Below are 18952 nucleotides of genomic sequence, written 5' to 3'. Positions count from 1 at the left end.
AGTCAATCAATCAATTAACTCTTGAGTGCGGCCCCGCCATGGGCTTATGTGCGGCCTCGATTTACCGTCGAACCCTGACCTAGAGCGGGACCAGAGCGCAGTTGAATACCAGCGTACCGACGAAACTTCCGGCCGGCAAAAATGCCACCGCCGACAAGCTTTTGGTTGCGGCCAGTGAGCTGATGATCGAGCGCGCCTCGATCGAGGTGTCGCTGTCCGACATCGCGCAGAAGTCGGGCGTCAACGCCGCGCTGGTGAAATATCATTTCGGCAACAAGGACGGGTTGTTGCTGGCGCTGCTGGCGCGCGACGCCGCCACCGAGATATCGCAACTCGAATATCTCATCAGCCAGCCGATCACGCCGTCCGCAAAATTGCGGCTGCATATCGGCGGCATCATCCGCGCCTATCACCAGTTCCCCTATATGAACCGGCTGATCCATTATCTCCTGCACGAGAGCTCGCCTGCCGCTGCGAACGAGGTGTCGAAATTCTTCGTCGCGCCGCTTTTGGATTTTCACCGCCGGCTGCTCGCAGAAGGCATCAAGGCCGGTGAATTCCGCAAGATCGATCCGGTGCTGTTCTACACCAGCCTGATCGGCGCCTGCGATCATCTGTTCTTCGGCCGCCACGCGATGTCGCGCGCGGTCGGCGTCGGTCCGGTCACCGACGAGGTCTGCCGCGATTACATCAAGCACATGGAAGCCTTGATCTTCGGCGGCGTGCTCAATCCCGATAAGGAAACGGCAGCAGTCGCCGCCGGATAACAAAGTTCGAGTCTAGAGAAGAAACGCCCAAGGAAAGGTTGTATCCATGCAGTTGAAAGACGTTGCTGTTCTCATCACCGGCGGTGGCTCCGGCCTTGGTGCCGCAACCGCGCGCGCCATGGCCGCCAAGGGCGCCAAGATCGGCGTGATCGACCAGAACAAGGAAAACGCTGAGAAAGTCGCCGCCGAGGTGAAGGGCGTCGCGCTGCATGCCGACGTCACCGACGAGGACGCGATCAAGGCTGCGATCGCCAAGGCCGAGGCCGCGCACGGCATCGCGCGCGTCTTGATGAACTGCGCCGGCATCGGCGGTTCGCAGCGCATCGTCGGCAAGGACGGCGTCTATCCGCTGGCAAAGTTCGTCCGCATCATCAACGTCAATTTGATCGGCACCTTCAACGTGCTGCGCCTGTTCGCCGAGCGGCTGGCGACCGAAGCCCCGATCGGCGAGGAGCGCGGCGTCGCGATCAACACCGCATCGGTCGCGGCCTATGAAGGCCAGATCGGCCAGATCGCCTATTCCGCCTCGAAAGGCGGCGTCGTCGGCCTCACGCTGCCGGCTGCGCGCGACCTCGCCAGCCTGAAGATCCGCGTCAACACCATCGCGCCGGGCCTGTTCCTGACGCCGCTGTTGATGGGTCTGAACGAGGAAGCGCGTAAGAGCCTCGGCGCCCAGGTGCCGCATCCGGCCCGCCTCGGCGATGCCTCGGAATACGGCAACCTCGCGGTCCACATCGTCGAGAACCCGATGCTCAACGGCGAAACCATCCGCCTCGACGGCGCCATCCGCATGGCGCCGCGCTAACGGCGAATTCCGCTGTCGTCCCGGCCTTGCGCGCAATTGCGCGCTGGAGCCGGGACCCATACTCCGCGGCGTCTGTAACAGGCAAGCTGGCAGACACCGCGCAAAACAACAAAAGCCTGTGGTTATGGGTCCCGGCTCGCGCTTCGCTTGGCCGGGACGACGGTCGGGAGGACCATGCGCGTGTCTCAGCCGCTGCTGATCGAACATCACGACGGGGTCGATTGGGTCACGCTCAATCGTCCCGAGAGCCTCAACGCACTCGACCCTTCGCTGATCGACGCGCTCAACGTCTATTTCCAGGGCCTGCAGCGCAATCGCGACACCCGCGTCGTGGTGCTGAAGGGCGCCGGTGCGAATTTCTGCGCCGGGCTCGATCTCAAGCACGCGATGGCGCGCCGTGGTGGACAGACCGAGCCGCCCGGCGTCACGGAGTCGCTGGACTCGCAGCGGCGCATCGCCGACATCGTGATGCTGATGCGGCGCGCTCCGCAGCCGATCATCGCGCTGGTGCAGGGTGCGGCCGCCGGCGGCGGCTTCGCGCTGGCGCTTGCCGCCGACATCCGCATCGCGGCGAAGAACGCGCGGATGAATTGCGCCTTCATCAAGCTCGGTCTCGGCGGCTGCGATATCGGCACCAGCTATTTCCTGCCGCGCCTCGTCGGTGTGTCGGTTGCGTCCGAATTGATCCTCACCGGGCGCTTCATCCATGCCGACCGCGCGCTTGCGGTCGGCCTGGTGTCCGAGGTGGTCGAGGTCGCCGATCTTGATGCTGCGGCCAATCCTTATGTCGAGGCGATGATGACGGCCTCGCCGGTCGGTCTCCGCCTCTCGAAGGAATGCATCAACATGAGCGTCGATGCCGGCTCGATCGAGGCCGTGATTGCGATGGAGGATCGCAATCAGGTGCTGTGCAGCCGCTCGGAAGATTTCCAGGAAGGCATCAGGGCCTTTCTCGAGAAACGAAAGCCTGTCTATATCAGGCGCTGAGAACAGATCCTCAAAAGGACAAGAATTCCGGGAGACGCAAAATGGATGGAGACGCGGCGATGCTGACGAAACCTGCCTTTCGCAAGGTGGATTGGCTCGCACGTGACATCGCGGTCGAGCGGCGCGGTGACGGCACCGTCGTCCTGAAGTCGCGGATTCCGCTCCAGGCCTACGAGACGCATATTCCGGCCTATCTCGCCAAATGGGCGGCGCAGGCGCCGGAGCGGATCTGGCTCGCGCAACGCGGTGGTCCCGACCGGCAATGGCGCAAGGTGTCCTATGGTGAAGCCAAGCGCACCGTCGATGCGCTGACGCAAGGCCTGCTCGATCTCGGCGTCGGCGACGGCCGGCCCGTCGCGATCCTCTCGGGCAATTCTATCGAGCACGCGCTGATGACGCAGGCCGCGATGCAGGCGCGGCTGCCGGCCGCGCCGGTGTCGCCGGCCTATTCGCTGATGAGCCAGGATCATCTCAAGCTCAAATACCTGTTCAACCTGATCAAGCCGGCCGTCGTGATGGTGCAGGACGGCCCGACTTTCGAGAAGGCGCTCAAAGCGATCGATCTCACCGGCATCACGGTCGTCCACGTCCTGCGTCCCTGCGAGGGCATCACGAGCGCGGCCTTTGCCGACCTCGCGGCAACGCCGGTGACGGCTGCGGTCGGCGAGTCCATCGCGAAGATCACGCCCAGGACCGTCGGCAAGCTGCTGTTCACCTCGGGCTCGACCGGCATGCCCAAGGCCGTCATCAACACCCAGGAGATGATGTGTGCCAACGCGGCGATGATGATGCAGGTGCGCCCGCGTGAAACGGAGGGACCGATCGCGACGGTGCTCGACTGGATGCCGTGGAATCACACCATGGGCGGCAACGCCGCGTTCAATCCGGTGCTGGTCGATGGCGGCACGCTCTATATCGACGACGGCCGGCCGATGCCGGGCCAGCTCGAGGAGACCATCAGGAACCTGCGCGAGGTGTCGCCGACCTATTACGCCAACGTGCCGGCCGGCTATGCGGCGCTCGCCGCCGCGATGGAGAAGGACGAGGCGCTGTGCGCGAGCTTCTTCAAGAACCTCTCGATCATGGCCTATGGCGGCGCCCGGCTGCCCGACGATCTCTATGACCGCATGCAGGCGCTGGCGGTGAAGACCACGGGCGAGCGCATCGTGTTCTACACCGGTTGGGGCTCGACCGAGACCGCGCCGACCTCGACCGGCACCTATTGGGACACCGAGCGCGTCGGCCTGATCGGCCTGCCGTTCCCTGGCGTCGAGCTGAAGATGGTGCCGTGCGGCTCGAAATATGAATTGCGGCTGCGCGGCGTCAACGTCACGCTAGGCTATTTCGGCCAGCCGGACCTCACGGCCAAGATGTTCGACGAGGAGGGCTTCTACTGCATCGGCGATGCCGGCGTGTTCGTGAACCCCGAAGACCCGCTGCAGGGCATCATCTTTGCCGGCCGGGTGGTCGAGGATTTCAAGCTGACCACCGGCACGTTCGTGCATGTCGGCTCGTTGCGCACCGATGCGATATCAGCCGCGACGCCGGTCGTGCATGACGCGCTGGTTGCGGGGCAGGACCGTGAGTTCATCGGCCTGCTGTGCTGGCCGAACCTGCACGCCTGCCGCCAGCTCGTCGGCAATGCCGATGCCAGCTACGAGGACGTGATCCGGCATCCCGAAGTGCTTGCCTGCCTGAAGAAGGGTTTGCAGGCGCACAATGCGTCCACCACCGGCAGCAGCATGCGTATCGCGCGTGCGATGCTGATGGTCGAGCCGCCGTCGATCGACGGCAACGAGCTCACCGACAAGGGCTACATCAACCAGCGCGCCGGCCTCGAACGCCGCGCCGCACTGGTCGAGAAGCTGTATGCCGGCAAGCCCGGCGACGACGTGATCATCTTGAACTGATCCTACGAAAGCAAACGCGTCATTTCGGGGCGCGCGAAGCGTGAACCCGGAATCCAGAGGTTCCTTACGTCGAGATTCCGGGTTCGATGCTGCGCATCGCCCCGGAATGACAGCAAGAAAAGGTAAGCGCCATGAATTTCGATTTCTCCGACGAACAGAAGCAGATGCGCGACGAGGCGCGGAAATTCCTCAGCGAACAGTGCCCGCCGAAAGCCGTGCGCAAGGTGCTCGACGGCAAGGCGCCTTACGACAAGGCGCTGTGGAAGGGCCTCGCCGAGATGGGCTTCCTTGGCGTTGCGATCCCGGAACAGTTCGGCGGTGCGGGCGCCGGCCATCTCGAGCTCTGCGTGATCGCGGAGGAAATGGGCCGCGCGCTGGCGCCGGTGCCGTTTTCCTCCACCGTCTATCTCGCCGCCGAAGCGATCCTGATCGCAGGCAGCGACGCGCAGAAGCAGAAGTGGCTGCCGAAGATCGCCGCGGGCGAAGCCATCGGCACGCTGGCGCTGTTCGAAGGCAAGGGTAACCCGTCGCCGAAAGCGATCAAGCTCACGGCCAATGGCGGCGTGCTCAACGGCGTCAAGAAGCCGGTGCCGGATGGCGCGATCGCCGATTTCGCCGTTGTCGCCGCGCGCACCGGCTCGAGCGGACGCGAGTCCGATATTTCCGTGTTCATCGTCGATCTCAAGGCCGGCGGCGTCGAGGTCAAGTCGCTCACCAACATCGACCTGACCCGCGGCCAGGCCGAATTCACCTTCAAGGATGCGAAGGCCGAGCCGCTCGGCGCTACCGGCGAGGGCTGGAGCGTCATCTCCCAGGTGCTGGATCGCGCGGCCGTGTTGACGGCATTCGAGCAGGTCGGCGGCGCCGACCGCGCGCTGGAGATGGGCCGCGACTATGCGCTTGATCGTATTGCCTTTGGCCGTCCGATCGGCTCGTTCCAGGCGGTCAAGCACATGCTGGCCGACATGTATGTGTCGGCGACGCTGGCGCGCTCAAATTGCTACTACGGCGCCTGGGCGCTCTCGACCAATGCCGGCGAATTGCCGGAAGCCGCCGCCGCCGCGCGCATCAGCGCGACGCAGGCGTTCCAGCACTGCGCCAAAAACAACATCCAGGTTCATGGCGGCATGGGCTTCACCTGGGAGTTCGACTGCCACATGTACTACCGCCGCGCCAATGCGGTGGCGCTCGGTCTCGGCAGCCTGTCCTATTGGGAAGACGCGCTGATCGACCGCATGCGCAAGAAGAACGCGGCGTAACGATACGATTCGTCATTCCGGGGCGCGCGTAGCGCGAACCCGGAATCCAGAGGTTGGGAATCGAGATTCCGGGTTCGATGCTGCGCATCGCCCCGGAATGACGGAAAGAAAGCCACCATGAATTTCGATGACACCCCGCAGGAGGCCGCATTCCGCGCCGAGGCGAAAGCCTGGATCGCGGCCAATGCACCGAAGCAACATGAGGACGAGCTGCGCAAGGCCTCGCTCGGCCGTGTTGCGCTCAAGGGCGCCAACATTCTCGAGGTTGCGAAGGCCTGGCAGAAGAAGAAGGCCGATGCCGGCTGGGCCTGCCTGCACTGGCCGAAGGAGTATGGCGGCCGCGGCTCGTCGCCGATCGAGCGCGTGATCTGGCAGCAGGAGGAGGGCCCGTTCGGCCGCCTTAGCTCGATGTTCATCATCGGCCACGGCATGTGCGGCCCGACCATGATGGCGTTCGCCGGCGAGGAGCAGAAGCGCAAATATCTGCCGCCGCTTGCCTCCGGCGAGAAGATCTGGTGCCAGCTGTTCTCCGAGCCGGCCGGCGGCTCCGACGTCGCCGGCCTGCGCACCCGCGCCGAGAAGCATGGCGACGAGTGGGTGATCAACGGTCAGAAGATCTGGACCTCGGGCGCGCATTATTCCGACTACGGCATCTTGCTCACCCGCACCGACCCGACCGTGCCCAAGCACAAGGGCCTCACCATGTTCTTCCTGGACATGAAGAGCCCGGGCGTCGAGGTCAGGCCGATCAAGCAGGCGAGCGGCGCCTCCGACTTCAACGAGGTCTATTTCACCGACGTGCGCATTCCGGACTCGCAGCGGCTCGGCAATGTCAATGACGGCTGGAACGTGTCGCTGACCACGCTGATGAACGAGCGGATGTCGATCGGCGCCGGTGTCGCCACCGGCTTTCCCGAGCTGTTCGACTTCTGCAACAGCCTGATGCTGGAGGACGGCCCCGCGATCGAGAACCGCGCGGTGCGCTCCAAGCTCGCCAACTGGGCCGTGAAGGCGAGCGGGCTGAAATACACCAGCATGCGCGCGATCTCGGCGCTGTCGAAGGGCGAGCGTCCGGGACCGGAGAATTCGATCGGCAAGCTGGTCGCCGGCTCGATGATCCAGGACGTCGCGACCTATGCGCTCGATCTGCAGGGCGCGGCCGGCGCGCTGAACGGGATTGAGGATGCCGAGGTCGCCGGCAAATTCCAGGCGATGCTGCTGCGCGCGCCGGGCACCCGCGTCGAGGGTGGCACCGACGAGATCATGCGCAACATCATCGCCGAACGCGTGCTGGGCCTGCCCGGCGACATCAGGGTCGACAAGGACGTCCCCTTCAACAAGATCCCGACCAAGGGAAGAGCTTAACCGTCGTTCCGGGGCGGCGCGAAGCGGCGAACCCGGAACTCGAGCGACATAACTTCTAGATTCCCCGATGCGCAACCGCGCATCTGAGGTTCGCGCTGCGCGCGCCCCGGAATGACAAAGAAAAGGAGCCGCCATGAATTTCGATGACACGCCGCAGGAAGCCGAGTTCCGCGCCATCGCCCGCAACTGGATCGCGGCCAATGCGCCGAAGGAGTTCGAAGAGGAGCTCTCGAAGTCGTCGCTCGGCCGTATCAGGCTCGCCAGGCACGACATGGTCGAGGTCGGCAAGGCTTGGCAGAAGAAGAAGGCCGAGGGCGGCTGGGCCTGCTTGCACTGGCCGAAGGAATATGGCGGCCGCGGCGCCACCCCGATCGAGCGCGTGATCTGGCAGCAGGAAGAGGGCGTCTACGGCAAATTGACCCAGCCGTTCCAGATCGGCGAGGGCATGTGCGGCCCGACCGTGATGGCCTGGGGCAGCGAGGATGCCAAGCGCCGCTATCTGCCGAAGCTCGCCTCCGGCGAGGAGATCTGGTGCCAGCTGTTCTCCGAGCCGTCGGCCGGCTCCGACGTCGCGGGGCTGCGCACCCGCGCCGAGAAGAAAGGCGACAATTGGGTCGTCAACGGCCAGAAGATCTGGACGTCAGGCGCGCATTACTCCGACTACGGCCTCCTGATCGCGCGCACCGATCCGAATGTCCCGAAGCACAAGGGCCTCACGATGTTCTTCCTCGACATGAAGAGCCCCGGCGTCGAGGTGCGGCCGATCAAGCAGGCCAACGGCATGCAGGAGTTCAACGAGGTCTATTTCACCGACGTCGTAATCCCGGACAGCCAGCGGTTAGGGGCGGTCGGCGAGGGCTGGAGCGTGTCGCTGACCACGCTGATGAACGAGCGCATGTCGATCGGCGCGCGGCTCGCCACCGGCGTGCCCGAGATGTTCGAGTTCTGCTCCAATTTGATGCTGGAGGACGGTCTTGCGATCGACGATCCGGCGGTGCGCTCCAGACTTGCGAGCTGGGCGGTGAAGGCGAGCGGGCTGAAATACACCAGCTACCGCGCCATCTCGGCGCTGTCGAAGGGCGAGCGACCGGGCCCGGAAAACTCCATCGGCAAGCTCGTCTCCGGCCTGATGCTGCAGGATATCGCGACCTATGCGATGGACCTTGAAGGCGCGGCGGGCAGCCTCACCGGCACCGATGAGGAGCAGGCCAACGGCCAGTTCCAGCAGATGCTGCTGTCGTCGCCCTCGATGCGCATCGCCGGCGGCACCGACGAGATCCTGCGCAACATCATCGCCGAGCGCGTGCTGGGCCTGCCCGGCGACATTCGCGTCGACAAGGATGTGCCCTACAACAAGATCCCGACCAAGGGGCGGGGTGGTTAGTCGTCATTCCGGGGCGATGCGAAGCATCGAACCCGGAATCTCGAGATTCCGGGTTCACGCTTCGCATGCCCCGGAATGACGAAAAAAGAGGATATATATCATGGACGCGAAGACACCGAACCCGCGCTACGCGACCGAGGACCGTATCGGCGCGCTCGAGGAATTGCTCAACGAGCGCTACTCGGTGCGCGCGTTCCAGCCGCGCGAGGTGCCGCGCGAGGTCATCGAGCACATTGTGTCGACCGCGCAGCGCACCGCATCCTGGTGCAACAGCCAGCCTTGGCAGGTGCTGATCGTCTCCGGCGAGGCCAAGGAGCGGTTTCGCAAGGCGATCTATGCCGAGGCGTCGCGCGGCCTCGGCGAGGATTACGACTTCACGCCGCCGCGCGAATATGTCGGGGTCTATTTGGAGCGCCGCCGCGAAAGCGGTTTCCAGCTCTACAACACGCTCGGCATCGCGCGCGGCGACAAGCCGGCCTATGCAAAACAGGCGCTGGAGAACTACAATTTCTTCGGCGCGCCGCACATTGCCGTGATCCACACCAATGAGCCGCTCGGCATCTATGGTGCGATCGACTGCGGCGGCTATGTCTCGAACTTCATGCTAGCGGCGCAGGCGCTCGGGCTCGGCACCATCCCGCAGGCGGCGATCGCGCGCCATTCCGGGCTGATCCGTCGTCATTTCAACCTGGCCGACGATCGCCGGGTTGTCTGCGGTATCTCGTTCGGCTATGCGGATCACGCGCAAAAGGTGAACAGCTACCGCACGTCGCGCGCGACCGTGGAAGACACTGTCACATTCGTCGATGTATAATTTCCTCAAGGCGGGAAGGTCGGTTCACTCCCCGCCGAGGACAAGAAAAGCTACAAAGAAACGACAAGAACAAAAATGGCGAATAACGCCTCCCTGACGCCGGCTGAGATCAGCTGGCAGCTGCACCGTCTGCCTGCACTCGAGCGCGACGCGTTCATCGCCGCGCATTACCTGGGACAGGGCGTTGCCTGGAAGACCCGCTTCTTCGACGCGATCGACTGGGGCGCGGGCTCGGTGCTGCAATTCAGCTTCCTGCAACGCGGCTGGCATCGCCATTCGCGGCTCGACAATCCGATCTATGCCTATATCGACATCGAGCAACATCCGGAAACCCGCGGCCTGCGTCGCGGCCGGCGGATCGATCTTGAGGGCACGATCAAGGGCGTCGACTTCGTGACCGGGATTACGCTGACGCTGGAGCGGTTCGAGATCCTGCCGGTCAATTTTTTCGACCGCTTCGTGATCAGCTCCGACAGCCGCTACTAGCAAGCAGCGAACCGCAGACTCTGCTCCACCTCGCCCCGCGCGCGGGGAGAGGTCGGAACGCATCGTTAGATGCGTTCCGGGTGAGGGGGCTCAGCAAGCGCAGCTATCACCGTATGCGCGGAGACAGCCTCTCACCCCAACCCTCTCCCCGTAAGAACGGGGCGAGGGAGCGCACTGCTCCTGCGGCTCCATTCAACCCAATCTCATTACGCTTCAGCGTCCCGCCACCGCGCGGCGGGCTGGCGCGTCGGCATAGCGCGCGGCCATCGCGCCCGTCAGCTCGGCCATCTTCTCGCGCAACTCTAACGGCGCGACCACTTCGGCCTCGGCGCCGAGCCGCAGCAGCTCGGTCGCCGCATGCCACACCGTCTTGCCGACCGGCATGGTGGCGAGCCGCCAGCCGTCGGCGTCGGTGCCATCAGTGAGCCGCATCCGCGCCTTCACGTAAGGGTGGGCCAGCGCATCGAACAGTTTCAGCCCGAGCGGCGACAGCCGCACCGTTGCCTCGTTCGGATGCAGCTCGGCCTCCAGCCGCTCGATCGAGGCGCGCCAATAGGCGGCGAGGTCGAACTCCGCCGGCCACGCGAACGGCGTCTCCAGCGCGGTGCAATCCAGTACGCGCGCGACGCGGTAGGTGCGCACATTGCCGTCGACGAGGCCGGCGAGATACCAGCTGCCGCCCTTCAGCACGAGGCCGAGCGGCGCCACGCGCCGCCGCTTCTCGGCTTTCCAGCTCTGGTAGCGGATCTCGAGCATGGTCTCGCGCAGCACGGCGCCGGCGATAGCGCGCAGATGCTCCGGCTCCTCGGTCTCGCCGAACCAGCCGGGCGCGTCGAGATGGAAGCGCTGCTGCATCCCTCTCGCGTTGGGCCGCAGGTTCTCCGGCAGCGCCGCCATCAGCTTGGTTTGCGCCGCCACCATCGCGGCATCGAGGCCAAGCGCGGCGGCGGGCCCCGGGAGACCGGCCATGAACAGCGCCTCGGCCTCGCCCTGCGACAGGCCGTTGAGCCGGACGCGATAGCCGTCGAGCAGCCGATAGCCGCCCTCGGCACCGCGGTCGGCATAGACGGGAACGCCGGCGGCGGCGAGCGCGTCGATGTCGCGGTAGATCGTGCGCACCGAAACCTCGCAGGCCTCCGCAAGCTCAGGCGCGGTGACCTGCCCCCGCGCCTGCAGGGTGGTGAGGATGGAAAACAGCCGGCTCGCGCGCATGGCTGGATCATACCTGACACAAGATGTCAGGTATAGGCGGACATAAGGAGGCCATGCCCCCGACGGCGCAAGGAGACCCGCCATGACCACCACCACCGACCGCGTCACGCTGTATTATTCGCCGCAAAGCCGCGCCACCGGCACCCGCGTGCTGCTGGAGGAACTCGGCGCGCCGTATAACCTGCACGTTCTGAACATGAAGGCCGGCGAGCAGCGCAAGGACGCCTATCTCGCCATCAATCCGCTCGGCAAGGTGCCGGCGATCCGCCATGGTGACGCGCTGGTCACCGAGCAGGTCGCGATCTTCATCTATCTCGCCGATCTGTTTCCGCAGGCCGGCCTGACGCCGGCGCTGAACGATCCGCGCCGCGGCCCGTATCTGCGCTGGATCGCCTATTACGGCGCATCGTTCGAGCCGGCCGTGATCGACCATTTCATGAAGCGCGAGCCCGCGCCGATCACGCAGTCGCCCTATGCCGATTACGACACCATGCTGGGCGCGCTGGAATCGCAGCTGGCAAAGGGGCCCTATCTGCTCGGCGAAGAGATCACGGCGGCCGACATCCTCTGGGGCATCGCGCTCTCTTGGACCATGATGTTCGGCATCGTGCCGAAAAGGGACGTGTTCGTCCGCCATGCCGAGCGCATCGCCGCGCGCCCGGCCTTCCAGCGGATATCGAAGGCCGACGACGAGATGGCGGCGCAGCATGCCGCGGCCGCCGGGGTGTGATACGGATCGGGCCGATGGCGAAAGTCCTGCACAGCACCAACTGCTTCAACACCCTGATCCGCGTCGCGGAGGACTGCCCGGCGCAGCGCGGCGAGGAGCCGCAGTTGCGCGGCGGCCAGCCGACGGTTGCCGTGCTGCAATACCGGATGATCGCGGGCGCGCCCTACAAGTACACCTCCGACGATGTGGTGTTCGCGACGTCGGCGGCCGGCCGCGTGCTCGATGCGAAAGCAGCGAAGAAGGCGCGCAGCCTCGCCCGCGAGACGTTCTTCTCGCGCGGCCAGGCCTGCATGCGCGCCTCGCCGCTCGGCAAGCGTTTCGGCTGGGGTGTCCATGCCGACGCCGAGGGCCGCATCGCGCTCTACGCCGTCGACAGCAAGCGCTACCAGGCACTCGCCGCGGATCCTGACATCGCGCAGGTCCGCGCGATGCGGTCGAAGCGGGCGTGAAGAGGCACTGCTCTCATCCTCCCCTGGAGGGGGAGCATCGGTTCGCATGCAATGCGAACCGAGGTGGGGTGATCTCTCCACTCGGGCACCGTTCGTGCTGAGAGATCACCCCACCCCGTCTCACATTCCGCTGCGCTCCATGTGACCCGACCCTCCCCCTCCAGGGGAGGGTGAAGGGAGTGTGCCGTGCGACCAATCGCTAAAACCGCGGCGCCCGCTTCTCGGCGAAGGCCTTGATGCCTTCCTTGATCTCGTCGCCGCGCATGCTGTCGCGGTGGCGGGCGTCGGCGGCGGCTTCATCCAGTGCGCCGCGGGCGAATTCGTTGATTGCGCGCTTCATGCCGGCCATCGCCTTGGGCGCGTTGCCCGCCAAAATCGTCGCGAGCTTGTCGACTTCCTCGTCGAGCAGGTCGAGCGATACCATCGCGGTGAGATAGCCGATCCGCAGCATCTCCGGCGCCGATATCTTCTGCGCGGTCAGGAACAGCATCCTGGCGTTGTCGACGCCGAGCCGCGTGACGTAGCGCTGGATGCCGCTCTTGTAATAGTGCAGCCCGAGCCGCGCCGCCGGCATGAACATCTCGGCGGTATCGACGCCGATGCGGAAGTCGCAGGCGAGCGCGAGGTCGGTCGAGCCGCCATAGACCCCGCCATTGAGCCGGCAGATCGTCGGCACGCTGAGATCCTCGAGGCGGTTGACCACGACCTCGAACGCCGAACCCGCGCTCTGTTGTTCGCTGGCGCTCACCGCGCGCTCGGCGACGGAGTTGAGGTCGTAGCCGGCGGAGAATGCGCGGCCGGTTCCGGTCAGCACCAGCACGCGGATCGCGGGATCGGCCTCGATCCGGTCGAACAATGTCAGCAGCTCGCCGAGGTCCTCGGCCTGCAGGCGGTTGAGATGCTTCGGCCGGTTGAGGCGGATCGTTGCGCGTGCGCCCGCGATTTCGAGCACGGGTCCGCTGGCGGTGTCGGCCGCGTCAGCCATCTTGGTCTCCATCATTATTGATTCTCACGTTCGCGCCGCTTGGCCTCGGCGTCGATGGTCTCGGCGAGATCGGGATGCCTTGCCATCAACAGGCGGAAATCGACCAGGTCAAGCACCAACAGCCTGGTCACCTTGCTGGTCGAGACGCTGGCGCCGCGCTTGGTGTTGCCTAGCAACGCCATCTCGCCGAAGAACTCGCCTTCGCCAAGCTTCACCTTGCGCCCGGGCAGGTCGACCTCGACCTCGCCGGCGGCGACGAAATACATGCAGTCGCCATTGGTGTCCTTGCGGATGATCATGGTGCGCGGCGGCAGGTCCATGGTCCGCAGCATTTGGGTGACGTCGGCGATCGCGGCCGGGCCGAGATGCGCGAAGAACGGCACCTTGCTGACGGTCTCCCAGGTTCTCAAGAAATTGTCGCGGCGGGTTTCGGCGGCAAAACCGGTCGCCAGGATACCGGTCCACAGCCCGAACACGCCGAGGCCCGAGATCATCACCATGGCGGCGACCACGCGGCCGAGCGGGGTGATCGGCACCACGTCGCCGTAGCCGGTCGTGGTCAGCGTCACCACCGCCCACCACAGCGCCGCCGGCACGCTGCCGAAGGTCTGCGGCTGGACGTCCCGCTCCAGGAAATATTCCGCAACGGAGGCCAGGAACACCACCATCAGGAAGATCACGAGCACGCTGAGCAGCGGCCCGGACTCCACCACCAGCACGCGCCGGAGCTGGCGCAGGCCGGGAATGCCTGGCACCACCTTGAGCACCCAGAGCACGCCGAGCAGCCAGGCGGTTTTCGGCTCGACTCCGGACAGCAAGGCCACCGGCACGGCCAGCGCGCCGATCGCGTCGACCACGCCGGCGCTGGACAGCGCGTAGAACCAGAATTTGCCCTGCCGGCCCATGTGGCGCAGCCGCACCAGCCATTCGAATACGAAATAGGCAAGGCAGGCCCACAGCAGCGCATCCACCCAGCGCGGCGCCGCGTCATGGGCCGGCGCGACCGTCAGCAGCGTCATCATGGCGACACCGGCCGCGACGGCGACATAGGCCGCCGTGGTCATGTTGCGGCCGGCGGTGGCGGAAACGAAGCGCGTCAGGGCCGGAAGGACGAGCCGCTTGGACATCGGAACGGAGCTTGCCTGTCGATGAATTGCTGGAATTGAGGCCCTGCGAACGGCAGAGCCGATGTCACAACGTGCCTCTCCCGGTTGAGGCCGTCAACGCGCAGGCCATGGCGGGATGCTCGCGGCGGAAGACCGATCAGTTGGACGAAAGGCCTAACCATGTTGGCCCGATTTTGCGCCCGCGAATGTGAGAAATCGGACAAAACGTCGCTTTTTCCCCGTATATCAGGGATGCTGGTCGCCGATGCGACCTTGGCCGGAATGAAGCGACTAATAAGGCGATCTTATTCACTTCTTGAGAAATTGGTTGGTTTCCGATGGATACCTCACATCTCGCGGAGCACGCAGGCGCCGCCGGCAGTTTCTTCGCATCGATCTTCGTGGTTGCCACGCTGTCGATGCGGACCATGATCCCGTTGCGCGTCTTCGCCATCCTGACCAACATCATCCTGATCGCGACCGCCGTCCCGACCCACAATTACGCGACGCTGATCCTGCATGCCGTGCTGCTGCCGGTGAACACCTATCGGCTGCACCAGATGCTGCAACTGGTCCGCAACGTGAAGAAATCGGTCAACAGCGATCTGTCGATGGAATGGCTGAAGCCGTTCACGACGGAACGCAAATGCACCGCGGGCGAAGTCCTGTTCTACAAGGACGAGAAGGCCGACAGCATGTTCTACATTGTCAGTGGCCGCTTCCGCCTGGTCGAATCCGGCATCGAGCTGCCGGTCGGCGCCCTCGTCGGCGAGTTCGGCATGCTGTCGCCGTCGAACACGCGAACCCAGACGCTGGAGTGCGTCGAGACCGGCATGGTGCTGTCGGTGACCTATGACCAGGTCGAGCAACTCTACGTCCAGAACCCGGCGTTCGGCTTCTACTTCCTGCGCCTCGCCAGCGCCCGCCTGTTCCAGAATATCTCGACGCTCGAGCAGCAGCTCGCGCAGCACGCCACCCCACAGGTCGCGGAGCCCAAACCTGCATGAGCCCCGTGACGAGTTCTGGAGGCGCCGCAGTGGCGGATGACGACGGTCTCCTGGCTTCGCTCCGTTACCTCTTTGCCGATATCATCGGCGATGAGGACGAGGGGCCGCCGGTGCTGCCCGACGCCTGCCCGGACCATCTCGGGCCGGCCGTCACCAAGGCCATCGATCTGTTGATCGCCTATCAGAGCACGAGCTATGCCCAGCTCTATATCGACCGGCTCAAGCGCTTCGTCGGCCGCCGCGGCGTTGACGACGCCCTGCTTGCCGAGATCGCCCGCCTGATGGCGGAGCGCATGGCCTATGAGGACGCGATCCGCATCGCGCAGCTCAAGCTTGGCGAAGTCAGTGCGGTGGGCGGCCTTGCGGCGCGCTCGGCCGACGACGTCAAGAAGTTTCGCCTTGACGAGTTGATCGACGCCCTGCCGGCGGTGGTCGCCGATCCGGTGCTCGGCGTGCTGGATCAGTTCGGCTGGCGGCGTCGCCGGGTCTCGATCCGCTTCAGCGCGAACAACCGCTTCAGCGTTCGCCGGCTCAGGATCGAAGCGGGCCTGAAGCGCTGGCGGCTGTTCTCGGGACGCTATGCCAGGGAGCGCGTCTGGGTCGAGCGCTGGCTGCACATGATCGACCGCAGCCTGACCAAGCAGCCGAGCGCCGCCCCGGCGGTCGTGCAGACCGCGACCATGATCCAGGGTTACGGCGATCCCTACCGCCAGGGCATCGCGGACTGGCACGTGATCATCGACGGGCTCGCCAAGCCGACCTTCGACGGCGTGCTCGTGCTCCCCGACCTTGCCGGCGCCATTGCGGAAGCGCGCGCTGCCACCATGCCCGATCCGCGGCAGGCAGCGCTGAAGCGCAAGATCGCGGAGATCCGCGCTCGGGCGCCGGCGGTGTCGTAAGAACCTTCGCCGTCATTGCGAGGAGCGAAGCGACGAAGCAATCCGGTTCCCCGCTTGCGGCGCTGTGGATTGCTTCGCTTCGCTCGCAATGCAGCGGGGAATCTGCCGAAGCTATCTACTGCTTGATGTGCGGCGGCTCGTCGTAGCCGCGACGGCTGGAATAAAACAACAGGCCCATCAGGCCGATGCAGACCGCGGCCAGAAGCGCAATGCCGATCGTAAACACCACGATGCCATAGGTCGGCACCGGAGCATCCACGGTCAGGCCTTCATAGGCGTAGGCGCCGACGGCGGCCAAAAAGGCCAGCAGGCCGATACTGATTGCAATGCGCATGCGTAGCTGCCTCTGCTGAGGGCCGAGGGCAACAGGCACTTGCGCCGGTTTTCACGCCGCGGCGGTAGCCTTGGCCAGCGCCTGCCGTCCGGCTTCGGTCAGCTCGGAAAGCGTCGTCCTGCCGCACTTGGCGCATTTGATGATGTATCGGGCAACGCGGCGGCGGGTGTCATGTTCCTCGCCGTGAGGTGCGTCTGCGCAAACGCGATCGAGCGCAACGTTCATGGCGAAGAGCGTGCGTGAGTCAAACCGTTCCTCGATCATCGCAGCTCTCCTTTGCGACTCGCGGCTACTTGCGGAACGTCAGCCATTCGCTGACTTCCATCACCGTCTCGGTCTGTCTGGCCTTCTTCATCAGCATTTCGCGTTCCCGTCCCGGCGGCAGCTTGCGTGCCGCAATGCGCGAATCTTCGGCGAATTTTTGCAAGCGGTTTTCGAACGATCCGGGAGGCCGCGACCTGTTGCGCTTCTTCTTGATCATGCCGTCTCCGAGCTGGAACCAGCAATACTAGGCTTGTTCCCCGGATGCCGTCGTTAACCCATGACATCGGTCGAATTGAAAAAACGCGCGCCGGAAATTGCGACCCAAAATCGGGACCTGAGATCGCGACCCGGGATCGCGAAGATCGCAGGAACGATCTTCGGCGCTCTGCGTAACACCCGTGCGTTCGCTGCTTTGCTCCCCGAAAGGCGGTGGACCACTCCGGTGACGGGCCTCGGCGAATTTGATCGCCGGGGCCCGCATGTCTTCAGGCAAGGCAGCCAAGGCAACAAGAAGGACATAAGCAGTGGCACATTCCAATCAGGGTATCGTCAAAGACGACAAGGGGCAGGAGCAGCCGGCCGACAAGCAGCGCGCGCAGGCCGCGCACAAGACCGACCCGCGAAAGTCGAATGCGCGCGAAGCGACGCGTGATCCGAAATTGAACGATGCCGACAAGACACCGGGATCCGGCATGACATCGGACGACCGGGGCGATCCTCCAACGGGCTGAACGGCGTTCTGCTTTTGCAGCAATCGCGGCAATGCGGCAGGAACGATGACCCGGGTTGACCGTTGGCGTCGAGGGATCAATGGAGAATCGACATGGCGATGGACGAGAAGGAGATCGGAAACCTGATCGGCAGCGACAAGGTCGAGGGCACCGCGGTCTATGGCTCCGACGAGCGCAAGATCGGCTCGATCGAACGGGTGATGATCGACAAGAAGAGCGGGCGGGTGTCTTACGCCGTGCTCGGTTTCGGCGGCATTCTCGGTCTCGGCAACGACCATTATCCGCTGCCCTGGCAGTCGCTCAAATACGATACGAGGCTGGGCGGCTATATCACCGGCGTCACCGAGAGCCAGCTGCGCGGCGCGCCGAAATACGGCAGCGAGCGCGAGTGGAATTGGTCCGATATCGGCACCACGCGCGCGGTGAACGACTACTACGGCGTGCCGTTCGTCTGAACGTCCCTTAGACGTCCCCCTGAGCCGGGGACCCGTATTTCACCGGTGGTACCACGGGGCGCCGAGGTGTGCGTGATGCTCGGGGATGTAACCGTCGCATCCTTGGGACGTCTGTACACTAGTGAACATACCTCAATAACTGTGCAAGGTAACATACGTAATTGAAGTCGGTCCTGCAGTTGCCCGATTAAACATGCGGGAGACCAATCGTTGGCGTCGCTAGTCCGGAAATTGGAGCAGTTTGCACGGCTTTCGCCGGTAGACCAGGTTCTTCTCAATCGCGCGTCTACCGAGCGCGTCCGCCATTTTGGTCCGCGGGTCGACATCGTCCGCGAGGGCGAGAAGCCGAAGGACGTCCATCTGATCCTGTCCGGCTGGGCCTATCGCTACAAGCAGCTCGAGGACGGCCGGCGTCAGATCGTGGCCTTCTTCCTGCCCGGCGACATTTGCGATGTGAACGTCTTCATCCTGCGCGAGATGGATCATTCGATCGGTACCGTCACCGCAGTGTCGATCGCCGACCTCTCCCGCGAATTCTTCGACAAGGTCGCAGCCGGACATCCGCGCATCGTGACCGCGTTCTGGTGGGAAACCCTGGTCAACGCGGCGATCCAGCGCGAATGGACCATGAGCCTCGGCCAGCGAACGGCGCTGGAGCGGATGGCCCATCTGCTGTGCGAGATCTGGCTCCGGCTGCGTGCCGCAGGCCTGACCCAGGGCGACAGCTGTGATTTCCCGCTGACCCAGGGCGATCTCGCCGATGCCACCGGGCTCTCCAAGGTTCACGTCAACCGAACGCTGCAGGAATTGCGCGCCGGCGGCCTGATCGTACTCAAGGGAAAGACCCTGGTCGTCCCCAATCTCGAGCGGCTGATGCAGGCCGGCCTGTTCAACCCGAACTACCTGCATATGGATCACGAGGGACGGCAGCTCGACGCCGCTGCGACGCCGACAGACGCGGCGGTCGGGTGATAAGCGCTGCGCTCCGGTGCATGTCGAGAGC

22 protein-coding genes are annotated in these 18952 nt (G+C 64.7%); 16 read left to right on the top strand and 6 right to left on the bottom strand.

What is annotated here, in order from left to right:
* Positions 1–101 precede the first annotated feature (101 nt).
* The 9 genes from ACZBJS_RS17860 (at position 102) to ACZBJS_RS17820 (ending at position 9777) form a co-directional block, all read left to right on the top strand.
* A complete protein-coding gene (locus tag ACZBJS_RS17860) occupies positions 102–767 on the top strand; it encodes a TetR family transcriptional regulator (protein ID WP_057016282.1) in 666 nt (221 codons plus the stop codon).
* Positions 768–813: 46 nt separating this feature from the next.
* The gene (locus ACZBJS_RS17855; RefSeq protein ID WP_016847447.1) at positions 814–1572 is read left to right on the top strand and encodes an SDR family NAD(P)-dependent oxidoreductase; all 759 of its coding nucleotides are present in this window, start codon (positions 814–816) and stop codon (positions 1570–1572) included.
* Positions 1573–1752: 180 nt separating this feature from the next.
* Positions 1753–2559 carry an enoyl-CoA hydratase/isomerase family protein gene (locus ACZBJS_RS17850; protein ID WP_168858655.1) on the top strand — a complete coding sequence of 269 codons (807 nt, stop codon included), beginning with the start codon at positions 1753–1755 and terminating at the stop codon, positions 2557–2559.
* Positions 2560–2600: 41 nt separating this feature from the next.
* Positions 2601–4469 carry an AMP-binding protein gene (locus ACZBJS_RS17845; protein ID WP_316397487.1) on the top strand — a complete coding sequence of 623 codons (1869 nt, stop codon included), beginning with the start codon at positions 2601–2603 and terminating at the stop codon, positions 4467–4469.
* Between the two features lie 131 nt (positions 4470–4600).
* Entirely contained in the window at positions 4601–5728 is a 1128-nt protein-coding gene (locus tag ACZBJS_RS17840; RefSeq protein WP_316397486.1) for an acyl-CoA dehydrogenase family protein, read from the top strand.
* Positions 5729–5845: 117 nt separating this feature from the next.
* Positions 5846–7093 (top strand): acyl-CoA dehydrogenase, encoded by a 1248-nt coding sequence (locus tag ACZBJS_RS17835; RefSeq protein WP_076832542.1) that lies wholly within the window; start codon positions 5846–5848, stop codon positions 7091–7093.
* Between the two features lie 133 nt (positions 7094–7226).
* On the top strand, positions 7227–8477 hold the full coding sequence (locus ACZBJS_RS17830) for an acyl-CoA dehydrogenase (RefSeq protein ID WP_057016278.1): 1251 nt from the start codon (positions 7227–7229) through the stop codon (positions 8475–8477).
* Between the two features lie 100 nt (positions 8478–8577).
* Positions 8578–9291, top strand: a complete 714-nt coding sequence (locus ACZBJS_RS17825; RefSeq protein WP_057016277.1) for a nitroreductase — start codon at positions 8578–8580, stop codon at positions 9289–9291.
* Positions 9292–9366: 75 nt separating this feature from the next.
* A complete protein-coding gene (locus tag ACZBJS_RS17820; RefSeq protein ID WP_057016276.1) occupies positions 9367–9777 on the top strand; it encodes a hypothetical protein in 411 nt (136 codons plus the stop codon).
* 213 nt (positions 9778–9990) lie between these two features.
* Here ACZBJS_RS17820 and ACZBJS_RS17815 read toward each other — a convergent pair whose 3' ends face one another.
* Positions 9991–10989: a helix-turn-helix transcriptional regulator gene (locus ACZBJS_RS17815; RefSeq protein WP_316397482.1), complete on the bottom strand. Its 999-nt coding sequence runs from the start codon at positions 10987–10989 to the stop codon at positions 9991–9993.
* Between the two features lie 82 nt (positions 10990–11071).
* On the opposite strand from ACZBJS_RS17815, the gene ACZBJS_RS17810 reads away from it, so the two are divergent.
* Positions 11072–11719 (top strand): glutathione S-transferase family protein, encoded by a 648-nt coding sequence (locus ACZBJS_RS17810; RefSeq protein WP_168857591.1) that lies wholly within the window; start codon positions 11072–11074, stop codon positions 11717–11719.
* Positions 11720–11733: 14 nt separating this feature from the next.
* The gene (locus ACZBJS_RS17805) at positions 11734–12168 is read left to right on the top strand and encodes a DUF6157 family protein (protein ID WP_057016273.1); all 435 of its coding nucleotides are present in this window, start codon (positions 11734–11736) and stop codon (positions 12166–12168) included.
* A 199-nt stretch (positions 12169–12367) separates the two neighbouring features.
* Here ACZBJS_RS17805 and ACZBJS_RS17800 read toward each other — a convergent pair whose 3' ends face one another.
* Positions 12368–13153, bottom strand: coding sequence for an enoyl-CoA hydratase/isomerase family protein (locus tag ACZBJS_RS17800; RefSeq protein WP_076832869.1), 786 nt, complete (start codon positions 13151–13153; stop codon positions 12368–12370).
* Between the two features lie 14 nt (positions 13154–13167).
* The gene (locus ACZBJS_RS17795) at positions 13168–14280 is read right to left on the bottom strand and encodes a cyclic nucleotide-gated ion channel (RefSeq protein ID WP_057016272.1); all 1113 of its coding nucleotides are present in this window, start codon (positions 14278–14280) and stop codon (positions 13168–13170) included.
* Positions 14281–14597: 317 nt separating this feature from the next.
* On the opposite strand from ACZBJS_RS17795, the gene ACZBJS_RS17790 reads away from it, so the two are divergent.
* Together ACZBJS_RS17790 and ACZBJS_RS17785 are read left to right on the top strand one after the other, a co-directional pair.
* A complete protein-coding gene (locus ACZBJS_RS17790) occupies positions 14598–15266 on the top strand; it encodes a Crp/Fnr family transcriptional regulator (protein ID WP_016847460.1) in 669 nt (222 codons plus the stop codon).
* 29 nt (positions 15267–15295) lie between these two features.
* Positions 15296–16165 (top strand): DUF6537 domain-containing protein, encoded by an 870-nt coding sequence (locus ACZBJS_RS17785; RefSeq protein ID WP_082653713.1) that lies wholly within the window; start codon positions 15296–15298, stop codon positions 16163–16165.
* A gap of 115 nt (positions 16166–16280) precedes the next feature.
* Here the strand turns inward: ACZBJS_RS17785 and ACZBJS_RS17780 are convergent, their stop codons facing one another.
* The 3 genes from ACZBJS_RS17780 to ACZBJS_RS17770 are packed head-to-tail and all read right to left on the bottom strand — an operon-like array spanning position 16281 to position 16980.
* Positions 16281–16499: a hypothetical protein gene (locus tag ACZBJS_RS17780; RefSeq protein ID WP_057016270.1), complete on the bottom strand. Its 219-nt coding sequence runs from the start codon at positions 16497–16499 to the stop codon at positions 16281–16283.
* Positions 16500–16550: 51 nt separating this feature from the next.
* On the bottom strand, positions 16551–16763 hold the full coding sequence (locus ACZBJS_RS17775; protein ID WP_316397474.1) for a hypothetical protein: 213 nt from the start codon (positions 16761–16763) through the stop codon (positions 16551–16553).
* Between the two features lie 25 nt (positions 16764–16788).
* The gene (locus ACZBJS_RS17770) at positions 16789–16980 is read right to left on the bottom strand and encodes a hypothetical protein (RefSeq protein WP_016847464.1); all 192 of its coding nucleotides are present in this window, start codon (positions 16978–16980) and stop codon (positions 16789–16791) included.
* Between the two features lie 307 nt (positions 16981–17287).
* Here ACZBJS_RS17770 and ACZBJS_RS17765 point away from each other — a divergent pair, with 307 nt between their 5' ends.
* The 3 genes from ACZBJS_RS17765 (at position 17288) to ACZBJS_RS17755 (ending at position 18921) form a co-directional block, all read left to right on the top strand.
* Positions 17288–17494 carry a hypothetical protein gene (locus ACZBJS_RS17765; RefSeq protein ID WP_057016269.1) on the top strand — a complete coding sequence of 69 codons (207 nt, stop codon included), beginning with the start codon at positions 17288–17290 and terminating at the stop codon, positions 17492–17494.
* A 92-nt stretch (positions 17495–17586) separates the two neighbouring features.
* Positions 17587–17949: a PRC-barrel domain-containing protein gene (locus ACZBJS_RS17760; RefSeq protein WP_316397473.1), complete on the top strand. Its 363-nt coding sequence runs from the start codon at positions 17587–17589 to the stop codon at positions 17947–17949.
* 210 nt (positions 17950–18159) lie between these two features.
* Positions 18160–18921: a Crp/Fnr family transcriptional regulator gene (locus tag ACZBJS_RS17755; protein ID WP_057016268.1), complete on the top strand. Its 762-nt coding sequence runs from the start codon at positions 18160–18162 to the stop codon at positions 18919–18921.
* The last annotated feature ends 31 nt before the right edge of the window (positions 18922–18952 follow it).

This window comes from Bradyrhizobium sp. KZN70725 (genome assembly GCF_055264925.1).
The sequence above is the reverse complement of the archived record's forward strand: the minus strand, read 5'-3'. Positions and strand labels throughout refer to the sequence as shown.